General features: G+C 64.2%; 10 protein-coding genes. 6 read left to right on the top strand and 4 right to left on the bottom strand.

The genetic code is table 11. The annotated features are described in order from the left end of the window. Window positions 1-88: 88 nt before the first annotated feature. Both ASF41_RS11265 and ASF41_RS11260 read left to right on the top strand, forming a co-directional pair. Window positions 89-2,008 (top strand): TonB-dependent siderophore receptor, encoded by a 1,920-nt coding sequence (locus ASF41_RS11265; protein ID WP_082504299.1) that lies wholly within the window; start codon window positions 89-91, stop codon window positions 2,006-2,008. Continuing rightward, window positions 2,008-3,189: a DUF1624 domain-containing protein gene (locus tag ASF41_RS11260; RefSeq protein ID WP_056493267.1), complete on the top strand. Its 1,182-nt coding sequence runs from the start codon at window positions 2,008-2,010 to the stop codon at window positions 3,187-3,189. Before ASF41_RS11265 ends, ASF41_RS11260 begins: the two co-directional genes overlap by 1 nt. Before the next feature lie 211 nt (window positions 3,190-3,400). Here the strand turns inward: ASF41_RS11260 and ASF41_RS11255 are convergent, their stop codons facing one another. Next, entirely contained in the window at window positions 3,401-5,632 is a 2,232-nt protein-coding gene (locus tag ASF41_RS11255) for a TonB-dependent siderophore receptor (RefSeq protein WP_056493264.1), read from the bottom strand. Window positions 5,633-6,195: 563 nt separating this feature from the next. On the opposite strand from ASF41_RS11255, the gene ASF41_RS11250 reads away from it, so the two are divergent. Then, the gene (locus ASF41_RS11250) at window positions 6,196-7,707 is read left to right on the top strand and encodes an ATPase domain-containing protein (protein WP_056493261.1); all 1,512 of its coding nucleotides are present in this window, start codon (window positions 6,196-6,198) and stop codon (window positions 7,705-7,707) included. Further along, window positions 7,704-9,752, top strand: coding sequence for a response regulator (locus tag ASF41_RS11245; RefSeq protein ID WP_056493258.1), 2,049 nt, complete (start codon window positions 7,704-7,706; stop codon window positions 9,750-9,752). Before ASF41_RS11250 ends, ASF41_RS11245 begins: the two co-directional genes overlap by 4 nt. Before the next feature lie 503 nt (window positions 9,753-10,255). Here ASF41_RS11245 and ASF41_RS11240 read toward each other — a convergent pair. Both ASF41_RS11240 and ASF41_RS11235 read right to left on the bottom strand, forming a co-directional pair. Then, window positions 10,256-10,543: a DUF1330 domain-containing protein gene (locus ASF41_RS11240; RefSeq protein ID WP_056453539.1), complete on the bottom strand. Its 288-nt coding sequence runs from the start codon at window positions 10,541-10,543 to the stop codon at window positions 10,256-10,258. Window positions 10,544-10,644: 101 nt separating this feature from the next. Then, the gene (locus ASF41_RS11235; RefSeq protein WP_082470290.1) at window positions 10,645-11,613 is read right to left on the bottom strand and encodes a zinc-dependent alcohol dehydrogenase family protein; all 969 of its coding nucleotides are present in this window, start codon (window positions 11,611-11,613) and stop codon (window positions 10,645-10,647) included. Between the two features lie 194 nt (window positions 11,614-11,807). On the opposite strand from ASF41_RS11235, the gene ASF41_RS11230 reads away from it, so the two are divergent. Then, complete coding sequence (locus ASF41_RS11230) at window positions 11,808-12,437, top strand: TetR/AcrR family transcriptional regulator (protein ID WP_056453533.1); 630 nt, start codon at window positions 11,808-11,810, stop codon at window positions 12,435-12,437. Here the strand turns inward: ASF41_RS11230 and ASF41_RS11225 are convergent. Continuing rightward, complete coding sequence (locus ASF41_RS11225; RefSeq protein ID WP_056493252.1) at window positions 12,434-12,844, bottom strand: tautomerase family protein; 411 nt, start codon at window positions 12,842-12,844, stop codon at window positions 12,434-12,436. The two genes, ASF41_RS11230 and ASF41_RS11225, sit on opposite strands and share 4 nt — an antisense overlap. A gap of 321 nt (window positions 12,845-13,165) precedes the next feature. Here ASF41_RS11225 and ASF41_RS11220 point away from each other — a divergent pair, with 321 nt between their 5' ends. Next, entirely contained in the window at window positions 13,166-14,155 is a 990-nt protein-coding gene (locus ASF41_RS11220; RefSeq protein ID WP_056453527.1) for a zinc-dependent alcohol dehydrogenase family protein, read from the top strand. Window positions 14,156-14,167: the final 12 nt, after the last annotated feature.

The raw sequence follows: 14,167 nt of genomic DNA, 5'->3' as shown, positions 1-14,167 counted from the left end.
CGTCGTGCTTGATGCGCTCTCCGTCGAGGGGACCTACACGGCCGCGCCGACCTATCGTGTGCCCGAGCTCTACAGCGGTACCAAGACGGTGACGCCGCGACGGGACGTCCCGCAGCAGGTCGACGTGGTGCCCCGGGAGGTCCTGGTCGACACCGCCGCTACCAGGGTCGAGCGCGCCCTCGACTACGTGCCCGGCGTCGGCAAGCAGAACGACTTCGGCGCCCAGAACCTCGCCCTGTACTCGGTGCGGGGCTTCGCCACGCAGGACATCTTCTTCAACGGCTTCAATGTTGCCCGCGGCTACAACGGCGCGCCCGACACCCAGAACGTCCAGTCCATCGAGGTGCTGAAGGGCCCAGCCGGTGCCCTCTATGGTCGTAGCGACCCGGGCGGGACCGTCAACATCCTGACCAAGCAGCCGGTGGCGCGTCCCTTCGTCGAGATGGGCACGCTGTTCGGCAGCTTCGGAACCGCGCGAACCACGGTCGATGCCGGCGGCGCGCTGAGCGGGGACGGCAGCGTGCTCTACCGTTTCAACGGCGCTCTTGCCCGCCAGGACAGCTTTCGCGACTTCGTCGACGGCGACCGGGTGCTCCTGGCGCCGGTGGTGAGCTGGCAGGTCACCCCCGACACCAAGATCACGTTCGAGGCGCAGTACCTGCGCAACCGCCAGACCTTCGACCGGGGCACCGTCGCGGTGAACAATCGTCTCGGCCTCGTTCCGCGCTCGCGGTTCTTCGGCGAGCCAGGCGACGATTCCGTATCGGAGGCCGGCATCCTGCAGGTCCGGTTGGAGCACGCCTTCAACGCCGACTGGCAGCTGCGGGTCGCTACCCATCTCAACACCGGCAGCCTCACCGGCCTGCAGACCGGCGCGACCGGGATCCTAGACGACGGGCGTACGCTCCTGCGGGAGTTCCGCCAGCACGACTTCACCTGGGGCGTCGCCATCGGCCAGGCCGAACTCGTCGGCCGCTTCGAGACCGGGCCCTTCGCCCACACCCTGCTGCTCGGCCTGGAGCACGAACGCTACAACAGCACCGAGAACCTGCAGCGCTCGACTCCGCGCCTCGACCCGTTCGCCATCGACTTGTTCAACCCGGTCTACGGCCAGCCCAAGCCCCCCTTCACGCGCCGCTACAGCGCCAGCGAGAATGTCGGGAACACTGCGGTCTACCTTCAGGACCAGATCGCGCTGAGCCCCGAGTGGAAGCTGCTGATCGGCAACCGGACTGACTTCTACAACCAGACCTTCCGCGACAAGGTCGCGAACGAGCGGACCGAGCAGGACCGCACCGGGTTCTCGCCCCGCGCCGGGCTCGTCTACCAGCCGCTGTCGTTCCTGGCGCTCTACGGCAACGTCGCCGCCTCGTTCCGCCCCAACACTGGCTTCGACAGCGCGTCCCGGCCCTTCGCGCCCGAGACCGGGTTCGCCTACGAGGTCGGGGCCAAGCTCGACCTGTTCGATGGCCTCAGCGTCACGGCGGCCGCCTTCCACATCGAGAAGCAGAACGTGCTGACCACCGACCCAGCGGACTTCTTCTTCCAGATCGCCGCCGGCGCCGTGCGCAGCGAGGGCTTCGACGTCAGCCTCGTCGGGCAGGTCACGCCGGAGTTCCGGGTGATCGGGGGCTACGCCTTCATCGACGCGGCGGTCACCCGTGACGAGGTCCTAAGAGTCGGCTCGCCGCTCCTCAACATCCCGCGCCACTCTGGCAGCCTACTCGGCATCTACGAGGTCCAGGCGGGCAATTGGAAGGGCTTTGGCTTTGGAGGAGGCTTTCGAGCGGTCGGATCGCGCCTCGGCGACAGCGGCAACGAGCGCTTCCGCCTGCCGGGCTACGTCCTGACGGACGCGCTGGCCTACTACCGCTACGAGAACCTGCGCTTCGGGATCAACATCGACAACATTTTCGACGAGGCCTACTACGAGCGTTCCTACAACAGCTTTTGGGTCGGCGTCGGCGAGCCGAGGCGGGTCACCGTCAGCATGACGGCGCGGTTCTGATGGGCGTGCATCCGGGAATGCCGGGGGCGTCGACGGAGGGATCGGCCACGACCGCACGCATCGCCTCCGTCGACGCCCTGCGCGGGCTGGTGATGGTGCTGATGCTCCTCGACCACCTGCGGGAGACCTGGTTCCTGCACGTGCCCGTGGCTGACCCGGTCGATGCCCGGACCACCCTGCCGGCCGTGGCCCTGGCCCGGCTCGTCGTCAGCCTATGCGCGCCTACCTTCATCGCGTTGACCGGCGTGGCTGCGTACTTGTTCGGTACCCGGCACACGCTGGCGGAGACACGGGCCTACCTGCTGAAGCGTGGGCTCGTGCTGATGGCGCTGGAGGTCCTCTACCTGTCGGAGCTGTACTGGGGCGTGGCCAGTCCGACGCTCTGGCTGCAGGTCATCTGGTGCATCGGCGTCTGCATGATCGTCCTGGCGGCACTGGTCGACCTTCCATGCCCTGTCCTCCTCGCGGTCGGACTGCTGATCGTCTGCGGCCACAACCTCCTCGACCCGATCCACATCCAGCCTGCCCAACCGTTTTTTGCGGTCTGGGCGATGCTGCACCAGCGCGACGTCATCGCGCTGCCGTTCGGGCTGGTCGCCAAGACGACCTATCCGGTGCTCCCATGGATCGGCGTGATCGTGCTCGGCTACGCGGTCGGCCCGTGGTTCCTACCCGGCATAAAGACACGCATCCGCGAGCGCCGGTTCCTGGTCCTCGGCTGCGGGATGCTCGTCGCCTTCTTGGTCCTGCGTCTGGCGTACGGCTACGGCGACAAGCCCTGGTTCGTCGTTGAGGGCGACGCGCTTCGAACCACGATAAGCTTCGTCTCGCTCACGAAGTATCCCCCCTCGCTGCTATTCCTGCTGCTGACGCTTGGGATCGGGGCGCTGCTCCTCGTCGCGCTTGAACGAATGCGCGACGCCCCAGTCGTCGCGGCTTTGGCGGTGTTTGGCGGTGCGCCGATGTTCTTCTACCTGCTCCACCTGACGATCCTGCGGCTCCTGTATCACGGTGCCGCCGCCATCTGGGGGCCGACGCAGGGCAGCGTGTTCGGCGTGGGGAACTATGGCTGGGTGCTGGCCTGGTACGTTGGGCTGGTCGTACCCTTGTACTGGCCGACAGCATGGTTCTCGCGCTTCAAGGCGGCACGTCGCGATATCGCCTGGCTCAAGTATCTCTAGCGGAGGAAATCTGACGGATGGACCCCGTTCCCTGGGCCCACTCCCGGCCCTCGGAAGGTCCGCTCCCGGGCTGTCGAGGCAGAGGCCAACGACCGGGTTGGGTGGACAGTCGCCGGTCTGCTTTCGGGCGACGAAACAATGGGCGTCGCCGCTGCACCTGCTCTAGACCCCGAGCATACCTTTGGAAGGTTAGCCCAAGGCGTAGCTTCGCTTACCACCGGTAGATCAGGCTGCCGAGAACTGTGGCTGGCTCGTTCCGGTTGCAGAAGCCGAACGAGCAGGTCTGATATCGCCGATCGAAGATGTTGTAGGCGTTCACCTGGGCGCGGAACCCTCTGTAGCGCGGATCCAGGGCGGCGAAGTCGTAGGCCACGAGCGCGTCGTAGAGGGTCACCGCGGTGTTGCGTGCCGTGTTCAGGTCGTCCGCGAAGCTCGTCCCGATATAGCGGATACCGCCTCCGACTTGGAGACCGCGCAGGGCCGACGAGGGCGGGAAGGCATAGGTCACGAACGAAGCGTAGGTGTCGCCAGGGATGCCCGAGACCCGGTTACCATCGGTAGATACGGCTTCGCCGTTCCCATTGAGGGCGGTACCGCTCTGGAACCGGATGTCGACGTGGGTGTAGGCGATCGTCAGGTTGGTACCCGGCGCAATATTGGCCGTTGCCTCGGCCTCGAAGCCGGTGGAGCGCACAGCCCCCGTGGCCGACGAGAAGGCGATAGCATTTGGGTCGGTGCGTAGGATGCTCGACTGGACGATGTCGAAGCCGGCAAAAGCGGCTTGGATGTTGGTGCCGGGGATCAGGTACTTTACGCCGGCCTCGATCTGGTCGCCGGTGGCAGGCTTGAAGGCCTGGCCATTCCGATCGAGGCCGACCTGTGGAGTGAAGGTGGTGGCGTAGCTGGCATAAGGCACGAGCCCGGGTGCCAGGACGTAGCCCAACCCAACTCGGCCGGTGAAGGCACTGTTGTCCTGGCGTGAGACCGTCGCGTCGGGTGTGGCCCGATTGTCCTGGAAGACCTGATCGAAGCGCCCGTTCACGGTCAGGATGAAATCGCCGAACTTGGCCTGGTCCTGGAGGTAGACGCCGACCTGATCCTGGGTCTGACGCGCGGCGGCTCCAAGGGCCGGTGTCGCGATGAATTGCTGGCCGTAGTTGCGGGTGATCAGGTTGAGGTCCGGGACCGCGACATTGTCGCCGAAGTAGCTTCCGAAGCGGCTGGTCAGACTGTAGCGCGCGTAGTCGATGCCTCCGACGAGCGTGTGGGCGACGGGGCCGGTCGCGAAATGCGCCTCCAACTGATTATCCAAGGTCTGCTGGACGATGCCGGAGCGAATGTAGCCGTTGTCCCGGGCGCCGATCGTCCGCTCGGCATTGATGGAGGTGATGTCGACGTACTTACCGGAGAGGAAGACGCCGTAGTTGCGGAAGTTCTGACGGAAGATCAGGTCCGGCGTGAACTTGTGCTCGAAGGCGTAGCCGACCCGGTACTGGGTCTGGTCAAGGCCAGCGAAGCGCGGATCGCCCATGTAGAAGTTCGTCGCCCGGAAGCCGGGGTCGTTGTAGAAGAACGTCGTCGCCGGAACGTTCCGGACTTGGTACTCGCTGAGGAACGTGAAGGTGGTGTCGGCCGAGGGCTTCCAGGTGAAGGCCGGTGCGATGTTGAGCATGTCATCGTTGGTGCCGAGCCCAATGAAGCTGCCGGCCTCACGTCGTATGCCAGTGAGGCGGTAGGCCATCGTGCCGCCCGACCCCTCGATCGGACCACCGACATCGAAGTTGCCCTGGAAACGGTCGAAGCTGCCGGCCTGGAACTGCACCTCACCAAAGGGGGTAAAGACAGGGCGCTTCGAGGTCACATCGAGGATGCCGCCAGGCGAGCCCAGGCCGTAGAGACCCGAGGCTGGTCCGCGCAGGATCGTCACCGCCTCCAAGCCGTAGGGCTCGGTCTTCGGATAGGCGAAGCCACTGCCGATGATGCGCAGCCCGTCGCGGTACAGGCCCTGGTTGGTGAGCACGTCGAAGCCGCGGATGAAGATCTGGTCGAAGCGCGGGTCGTAGCCAGACCGCGCCGAGACCGCACCTGGGACGTAGGCTACCGCCTCGGCAAAGGTCTGGACGTTGCGGTCGTTCAACTCCTCGCGTGTGACGACCGAGATCGATTGCGGGGTCTCGACCAGCGGGGTGTTGGTCTTCGTCGCGGCCGTGGCGACCCGCGCGGTGTAGCCTGTGATCCCCGAGGGACCGCCTCCGCCGCCGCTGGTGGCGGCCGTGCCGCCATCACCGCCGCTGAGGTTGGCGCCACTGCCACCGAGCGGGGGCCCAGACACTGTTCCTTCGACCGAGAGTTGGTCCAGCTGCACGCTTTGCTGAGCCGTCGCCGTTCCGGTGAGGGCAGTGCTGGCAAGAAGCAGGACAAGGAGGGGGGATCGGCTAGGCATGGGACACGCATAGAGGCGCGCCTCAAGCGGCGCAGTACGCATTTCATTGCCGCTCGCGGATTACGATGCAAGCCAAAAACGTGTTCTAAAACACACACTTAGAGCACTTCAAATCTGAAGCAATTCTAATATAGGCCGTGTCTGAGACCACGCAGATCCCGCTACATTCTCATCTGGCAGCGCCCACTTTGGTCCGCATCGCTAAAAGCTTAGAGCGGCTGCCTCGGGATGGTGGGATGACCGCCTACAACGTCCGGGTTGGGTCGACCTCGGACGTTCGGCCCTGCGGTATAAAATGTCCGCTACCTGGCGTCGAAGCAACTTCCGCTCACGGCGCAGGGCGCCTGTCGGACCGTCGAAAGTCCCGTAGATCCAGCCTGCATCTGCCTTCGGTGGTAGAAACTCTCCCCCGGGCGGCTGGACGCGAGGCACCTAGGCCGTGAAGGAAGACCGACTGCCATGCGACCAAACCGCCAAGCCGGAGTTGTCGTCGGAACGCATTTCCCAAGGTACCCCTAAGCCCACGACGCGGGCATCGGTTGCCGCCAATCGGATACCGCCCGATGACCGACTCCGCTACGACGCTTGCCCCCAAGGCTCGTGACATACTGTCGACGGGCATCGGTGGCCTGGACGAGATCCTCGACGGTGGCCTGACACGCGGTCGCCTCTACCTCCTCGAAGGAACGCCAGGGACCGGCAAGACGACGGTCGGCCTTCAGTTCCTCCTCGATGGCGTCGCTCGGGGAGAGAAGGGTCTCTACGTGACCCTGTCGGAGAGCGCTGACGAGCTTTCGTTCGCAGCCGGGACGCACGGGTGGTCTCTCGACGGCATTGAGGTCTACGAGCTCGTCAACGAGCTTGGCCTCGATCCGGACAGCGAGCAATCCGTACTGCATCCGTCCGAGGTCGAGCTCGGGGAAACCGTGCGCGAGGTCATCGACCGGGTCGACAGCCTCAGGCCGCAGCGGGTGGTGTTTGATAGCCTGTCCGAACTTCGCCTGCTCGCCCAGAACCCTCTCCGGTACCGCCGCCAGATCCTAGCCCTGAAGCAGATGTTCGCGTCCAGGGAGTGCACCGTCATCCTGCTGGACGATGGAACCGCCGACGTTCAGCTCCATAGCATCGCCCACGGAGTGATCATGTTGGAGCAGATCCGGCGCGGTTTCGGCGCCGCGCGCAGACGCCTCAACGTCCTGAAAATGCGGGGGGTCAAGTTTCACGGCGGGCTGCACGACTTTGTCCTGAATACCGGCGGCGTCGAGGTGTTCCCCAGCCTCGTCGCCAACGACCATGCCGCGAAGTACGACATGACACCGGCTTCGACCGGCTCAGAGGAACTCGACCTGCTCCTGGGGGGAGGTTTGGCTCCCGCAACCAACACCCTGCTGCTTGGTCCATCGGGGGTCGGCAAAACTACCACGGCGGTCCGTTGCATGCTTGAAGCGTTGGATAGCGGCGCGAAGGCGACCTACTTCCTGTTCGACGAGGGCCGCCAGACCTTGCTGAAGCGCGCTAGGGCGCTCGGCATGGATCTCGACGCCCATCTCTCAAGCGGCAGCCTCGTCATTGACGAGATCGAGCCGGCCGAGTTCTCGCCTGGTGAGTTCGCCTGCAGGGTGCGCAAGACGGTGGAGTCGCGGGGCGCGAGCTTCGTCGTCTTTGATAGCTTGAATGCGTACATCCACGCCATGCCTGGCGAGGATTTCCTCATCCTGCAGATGCACGAGCTTCTGAACTACCTGAACCAAAAGGGCGCCACGACCCTCCTGGTCCTAGGCCAGCACGGCGTGATTGGCGACGTCCGGTCGGACATCGACCTGAGCTACCTCAGCGACGGTATCCTGCTGTTCCGGTACTTCGAGGCCAACGGCGCGGTCCGGACTGCCCTTTCGGTGGTGAAGAGCCGGGTCAATACCCACGAACGCACCATCCGAGAACTCAAGCTCTCCCCCGTCGGCCTTCAGGTCGGCGCCGCCCTTACCGACTTTCAGGGCATCCTTTCCGGGTTGCCGACCTACGACGGCAAGGTCGCCCTGATCCCAAGTGCCGCCGAGCCGGCGGCGGCAGTATGACATCAGCATCCGTTCACGATGGCGAAGGCGTCCTGATACTCGCGCCGCGCGGACGCGACGCGGTTGTCATCGCGCAACTTCTGGACAAGGCCGGCATCAGCGTCACCGTATGCGCCGATGGTGCCGAGTGGCTTGACGGCCTTCGTACGTCAGCCGCCACATCCATCGTCACCGAGGAGGCGCTCCTCGACGTCGATGCGGCTTCGCTTAATGCTTGGGTCTCGTCCCAGCCGCCGTGGTCGGACTTCCCGTTCATCATGTTGGCGACGCGGCAGGCCGGACGACGAACCGCCCAGGCCGCCGCCATGATCGAACGCCTCGGCAATGTCGTCCTGCTGGAACGACCCATCAACGCGGAGACGCTTCTCAGCGCGGTCGCCTCGGCCCTGCGGGTCCGTCGGCGCCAGTACCAGGCCCGGCACCATATCCAAGAGCGCGAGGACAGCCAGGAGCGGCTCCGGATCGCGAACGAGACTTTGGAGCGTCGCGTAGAGGAGCGCACCCGCGAGGTCGAGGCAGCGCGCGAGACCCTGGCCTTCGCGCTCGATTCCGCTGGCATGGGATCCTGGGACCTCGACCTCGTCAGCGATACGGCCCGGCGCTCCCGTCGGCACGACGCGATCTTCGGCTACGACGCGCCGATCTCGTCGTGGGGTAGGGCCGAGTTCCTGGCCCACGCCGTGCCGGAAGATCGACCTATGGTTGAGGCCGCCTTCGCCAAGGCGGTCGAGACCGGAACGTTGGACCTGGAATGCCGGATGTCGCGGACCGACGGTGCGATCCGCTGGATCGCGGCCAAGGGCAAAGCCGAGTACGGCGATGATGGGAGCCCCGTTCGCATGGCCGGCATCGTCGTCGACAGAACCGACCAGCGGAACACCGAGGAGGCGTTGCGCCAGGCCCAGAAGATGGAGGCCATTGGGCAGCTGACCGGCGGCGTTGCGCACGATTTCAACAATCTGCTGACAGTCATCGTCGGCGGCCTCGACATGATGCTCCGTAAGCCGGCGAACACCGAGCGCGTCGTCCGCTTGGCTGAAGCGGCGATGAACGCGGCGCGGCGTGGCGAGCAGCTCACCCAGCAACTCCTGGCCTTCTCACGCCGGCAAATGTTGCGGCCACAGACCATCAACCCGAACCGACTGCTCTCCGAGTTCAAGCCGCTGGCAGAGCGGGCGGCGGGTGGCGCAGTGGAACTCTCGCTGGATCTCGATCCCATCATCGATCCGATCCGGATCGACCCGGCGCAGTTCGAGGCGGCCGTGCTGAACCTCGTCGTCAATGCCCGAGACGCGATGGAGGGGGGCGGCTCGCGAATTGTCGTTCGGAGCCGGAACGTGCACCTCGATACCGCAGCTGTGGCTGATAGGGGCGTTCCGCCCGGGGCCTATGTAGAGGTTGCCGTAATCGACCAGGGCAGCGGGATCACCCCTGAGACCATGGCCCGGGTGTTCGAGCCGTTCTTCACGACCAAGGAAGTGGGCAAAGGAACGGGCCTGGGACTGTCGCAGGTCTACGGCTTCACGCGTAGTGCCGGTGGCTTCGTCGGCATCAAGACGGAACTCGGTGTCGGCACCACATTCCGCCTCCTATTCCCCCGCTCCGCCGAGCCGGCTGGTGAGGAGGCAGGCGCTGGCAGCGGCAGCCTTCCGCTGCGTCGCGCCACGGAAGGCGACACCGTGCTCCTGGTCGAGGACGACGAGCAGGTGCTGGGCATGGCCGTCGAAAGCCTAGAGGAACTTCATTACCGCGTGGTTGTGGCCCGCAACGCCGCCGAGGCCCTCGTCCATCTCCAGGGCGTCGAGCGGATCGACATCCTTTTCTCAGATGTAATGATGCCCGGGGGGATGAACGGGTCGCAGCTCGCCATTGAGGCGCAACGCCTTCGGCCGGGCCTTAAGGTCCTCCTGACCTCGGGGTACGTCGCCAACCTCGAAGAGGGTCAGGTGATCGGGCGCGGAGATCTTCCCGTCCTCAACAAGCCCTATCGACGTGACGAACTCGCCAAATCGCTTCGCCTCGTTCTCGGAGGGAAGCGCACCTAGGCGAATGCGATAGACCGTCGGCTAGCACCGACGAGCGAACAGGCGCCGCCAAGCGTTTTGGTCGCGATCGAGAAAAGCGCCATCGATCGGGTTACCGGCCGCTGAGGTCAACAGTCCCTTAGACTGGTGCAGACCTACGTCAAAAATGGGTCAGCCCTCGGCCGATGATCTCAACCTGAGCCTACGTCCGCTTTTGATAGGCGTTCGTAGCAACCTGTACGACTAGGTTGGGTCGGTAGCCGAATGGCGGCTAGGGGTGGTTTGCGGACCGTCAGCTTCCGGACACGTGAGCGTCAAAGCCGGCGTTCTCCACACCGGAGTCACCGCGTGCCGCGCGTCGCAGCGCCTGCGGCGGCGAAAGGCGCTCTTGCGAACGGCGGGACGGTACCCACGGTTTGACATCGCTCTCTTGACCGAAGGTCGTGAGCACCACGCTTCGTACGGCCTCGCCGGGAAACCCGACGAAGCCGACTTCGTTTCGCGGTCTGCGGACAGGCGTTGGTCTATCGGCCCACGGCGATCAGGCCGTTCGACGTCGCGGAGTTGATGCGGATCGCACGGATCGGTTGATACTCGGGTGCGTCGTAGAATGCGCGCACCGCTGCCCGCGTCTCGAATTCCAGAACGACAACCAGGCTTGGCGCCCAGTCACCTTCGTAGAGCTCCGGCTCCGGATCCGTCGCGACGACTTTGCCCCCATACTGGATGATCAGGGGCCCGACCTTGGCCACGTACTCGGCAAAGACTTCCGGATCGTGAACGTCCAGATCGATGAGAACATAAACAGACATATGACTACCTTGCGCCGTGCGCCCCTAGAGGGATTAGGCGGGCTCGCACGTCTCTGATGATGGTTGAAAGGGCGACGGTCGCGGCTCAGGCGAGGGCGATCTTATCCCGCGGTGAAATCGATGATCACCTTGCCGCCACGCTCGGCATGGACGGCGGCATCGACGACGGCGGACGGCGGGTAGACACCGCTGATCGGTGTATGCAGGGCACCGCTGATGACGAGCGGCAGGACGTCTTGGACGGCGGCGGGGGCGGCGGCGGCTGAGTCTGGGTTGCCGAGGAAGAAGCCGTGGACGGTCACCTGCTTGAAGATCGGCGACCAGGCCGGGACCGACATCGTTGCGCTGCCGAGAATAGAATAGGCGACGACGGCCGCTCGGAGCGAGACGATGTCGGCGAGCATGCCAATCGCCTCGCCGCCGATGGCGTCGATACCTAGACCAATCCGGCCGCCCTCGACCGCCTTCTCGGCTTCGGCCTTGGTGTCGTCGCCCGCAACCAGGACCACGTCGGCCCCCGCGGCCTTGAGTTCACTGACAAGTTCGGGCCGGCGGACGATGTTGAGTGTCTTGAAGCCCCGAGCCTTGGCGATGCCGATCACGGCCCGACCGACGCCCGAATTAGCGGCGTTCTGGACGACCCAGTCACCCGGTTCCAATGCCGTATATTCGCTGAGCAGGAGAGCCGCGGTTGGGGGATTGATGCCGAGCATCGAAAGCTGATGCAGATCGGCGTCCGGCAGGGCGAATAGACCCGCCGCGGGGATGGTCATCCGCTCGCGCCAGAGCCAGGTGAAGGTTGGAAGAAGCACCCGGTCACCGATGGCAAGATGATCTACGTCCGCGCCCAGGCCGATTACGCGGCCGACCCCCTCGTTGCCGACGGGCCCCGGCGCCGTCGGCAGAACGGGAAATCCGCCCTTGATCACATAGAGGTCGTGAGGGTTGAACGGAGACGCTTCGAGCTGAACGAGCACCTCGTTCAAACCAGGAGCGGCTGGTTCAGGAAATTCGCCAAATCGCAGTACGTCACGGGGCTCGCCGAAGGCTGAAATCTGGATCGCTTTCATCAGGATGGTCCTTTGGTCGAGCAGCAAGGCCGCAGCAGGTTGTCTCTATTGGAGCGAAAGCTCCATAAATATGCTTTGGTCTGCCCGCCGTTGGCAGTCAATGTAAAAGTGGAGCCGTCGCTATGAATATGTTAGCTTATGGCTTGGAGGCGTGGGCGATGACCGTTCACGTCGCAGGCCGGTAAGGAAGCGCAATGACCATCAAGGGCGAAAGCCCAACCTCTCGCGGGCGTGGCCGACCACGCCTGTTCGACCGGACAGCGGCGCTCGACCGGGCGATGCGCGTCTTTTGGGACAGGGGCTACGAGGGCGCGACCTTCGACGAACTGATTGCCGTGATGGGGGTCAGCCCCTCAAGCTTCTATAACGCCTTCGGCAACAAGGAGGCCCTCTATCGAGAGGCGGTCGGTGCATATCTCACTGGGCCGGGCGGCTTCTTCCCCAAGGCCCTGACCGGCGGGGGCTCGGCGCGAGATGCGTTCGCGCGGCTGATGATGGCTACTGCGGCCGCTTACACTGACGACACGGGCCCTGCAGGCTGCATGATTTCCCTGGCCGGGCTACACGACGCCCCCGAACGCGCCGATCTCCGCGACTTCATGCGTGATGTCAGAGGGCGGTCGCTCGCCTTGATGGTAGATCGCCTCGACGAGGGCGTCCGGAACGGCGACCTACCTGAAGGCACCGACCTCGCCCAGATCGCCGAGTTCTTCGAGACAGTGTTCAGGGGCATGGCGGTCCGTGCGCGTGACGGCGCCGATCGCGGCATGCTCGAAAAGACCGGCGTTATGGCGCTCGATGCATGGCCCGGCCGGCGGCCCTAGTCGTCGCCCTTATCAAACGGACTGAAACCTCGCCCGAACGAGAAGTTCGCCGACGGCAATGGAATGAGGGTCACGAACACATCATCCGGCCTGATGCCGACCTTGTCGTGAAGGCACTGGACGATCTCCTTCAGCAACTTGCGCTTTTCCGACATCGGACGCGATGCCGGAATATGGACAGAGATGACGATCGCACCTGCCGTACGCTCCATATCCTTATACGTGGGATGCAGGAACATAAAACCTTCGGCATGCTCGTTAATCACGACGAACTTGTCCTCCGGGGGCAGGCCAAAGCTCTCCTGAAGGGAGTGCGCGAGGGCGTCCGCAATCGCCTTGCGCTGATCCAGAGAAAACAGGTCCCTGGGTACGTGGACGTTGGAAAAACGGCATGACGTGTTCCTCATTGCGTCGTACCCACACAACGTGGCGTGAATTGGAGGGGCGCCTCCAAAAAGCCGTTCTGCTTTCGAATTGCGGGATCGTCAACCAAATTTTGGAGGCACACCTCCAGAGCCTCGCGACGGGCGACCTTGTACGGGGCATCGATACGGGCACGTACCGGCATCAGTCAGAGCGCGGTGGGACACCGGGAGCAGAGAGCGGCTCAGGCAACATGGCCGATAAAATGGAGCTATGACTCCATATTATGTTGACGCTCTATCGAACATCTCCTAATGGTTTTTTGGAGCAAACGCTCCTTAAAGCGATGCGCCTGGAGATATCTGATGACCCGAGTAGTCCGAATTCACGAATACGGTGACGCCAGCGTTCTCCGGATCGATGACGTGGACGTCCCGGCCCCCGCTGCCAACGAGGTTCAAATCAAGGTAAAGGCGATCGGTATAAACCGCGCCGAGGTGATGTTCCGCAGTCATGCCTATCTGCAGGACGCACGCTTTCCGAGCCGCCTCGGCTACGAGGCTTCGGGCGTTGTCGAAGCGGTCGGGTCGTCCGTTAGGGGTTTCGTCGTCGGTGATGCCGTCAGCGTCATTCCCTCGCTCGACATCTCCGACGGCGGCACCTACGGCGAACTCGTCAATGTACAGGCTCGCCTGGTCGTCAAGCATCCGCAGAACCTGTCCTACGAGGACGCCGCGGCGGTCTGGATGCCATATGTCACGGCGTGGGGCGCCCTCATCGAACAGGCGAAGCTGTCCCGCGGCGAGGCCGTGATCATCTCCGCAGCGTCCAGCAGTGTCGGCATAGCGGCCTTCCAAATCGCGAAAAGGGTCGGCGCGACCGTCATCGCAACGACGCGCACCGACGCCAAGCGACAAGCTCTTCTGGATGCCGGCGCCGACCATGTCGTAGCAACGGAGGAAGAGGACCTTGTTGCGAAGGTTATGGAAATCACCGACGGGAACGGCGCTCGTGTCGTGTTCGATCCGGTCGGCGGCCCTTCGTTCGGGCCTTTGACGGCCAGCATGGCACGGGGTGGGATCCTGCTTGAATATGGCGTGCTCAGCGCTGAACCCACGCCGTTCCCGTTGTTTACAGTCCTGAGCAAGAGCCTGACGTTGAAGGGCTACCTCTACATCGAAGTCGTGTCCGACGATGCGATCCTCGAACGCGCCAAGACCTTCATCATGGACGGTTTGGTGTCGGGCGCCCTCAAGCCCCTGATCGCCCGTGTCTTCGCCTTCGCCGACATTCAGGATGCTCACCGCTTCCTGGAATCCAACGAGCAAATCGGCAAGGTCGTCGTCACCCTCTAACTCCGCCTCTTG

It is taken from the genome of Methylobacterium sp. Leaf111, assembly GCF_001423285.1.
GTDB lineage: Bacteria > Pseudomonadota > Alphaproteobacteria > Rhizobiales > Beijerinckiaceae > Methylobacterium.
Note: the sequence above shows the minus strand (reverse complement) of the source record. Positions and strands in the feature narration are given on the sequence as shown.

Excerpts from the sequence above, each read along its gene's own strand:
- ASF41_RS11260 (WP_056493267.1), top strand. The coding sequence starts at position 2,008 with ATGGGCGTGCATCCGGGAATGCCGGGGGCGTCGACGGAGGGATCGGCC.
- ASF41_RS11255 (WP_056493264.1), bottom strand. The coding sequence starts at position 5,632 with ATGCCTAGCCGATCCCCCCTCCTTGTCCTGCTTCTTGCCAGCACTGCC.
- ASF41_RS11250 (WP_056493261.1), top strand. The coding sequence starts at position 6,196 with ATGACCGACTCCGCTACGACGCTTGCCCCCAAGGCTCGTGACATACTG.
- ASF41_RS11245 (WP_056493258.1), top strand. The coding sequence starts at position 7,704 with ATGACATCAGCATCCGTTCACGATGGCGAAGGCGTCCTGATACTCGCG.
- ASF41_RS11240 (WP_056453539.1), bottom strand. The coding sequence starts at position 10,543 with ATGTCTGTTTATGTTCTCATCGATCTGGACGTTCACGATCCGGAAGTC.
- ASF41_RS11235 (WP_082470290.1), bottom strand. The coding sequence starts at position 11,613 with ATGAAAGCGATCCAGATTTCAGCCTTCGGCGAGCCCCGTGACGTACTG.
- ASF41_RS11230 (WP_056453533.1), top strand. The coding sequence starts at position 11,808 with ATGACCATCAAGGGCGAAAGCCCAACCTCTCGCGGGCGTGGCCGACCA.
- ASF41_RS11225 (WP_056493252.1), bottom strand. The coding sequence starts at position 12,844 with ATGAGGAACACGTCATGCCGTTTTTCCAACGTCCACGTACCCAGGGAC.
- ASF41_RS11220 (WP_056453527.1), top strand. The coding sequence starts at position 13,166 with ATGACCCGAGTAGTCCGAATTCACGAATACGGTGACGCCAGCGTTCTC.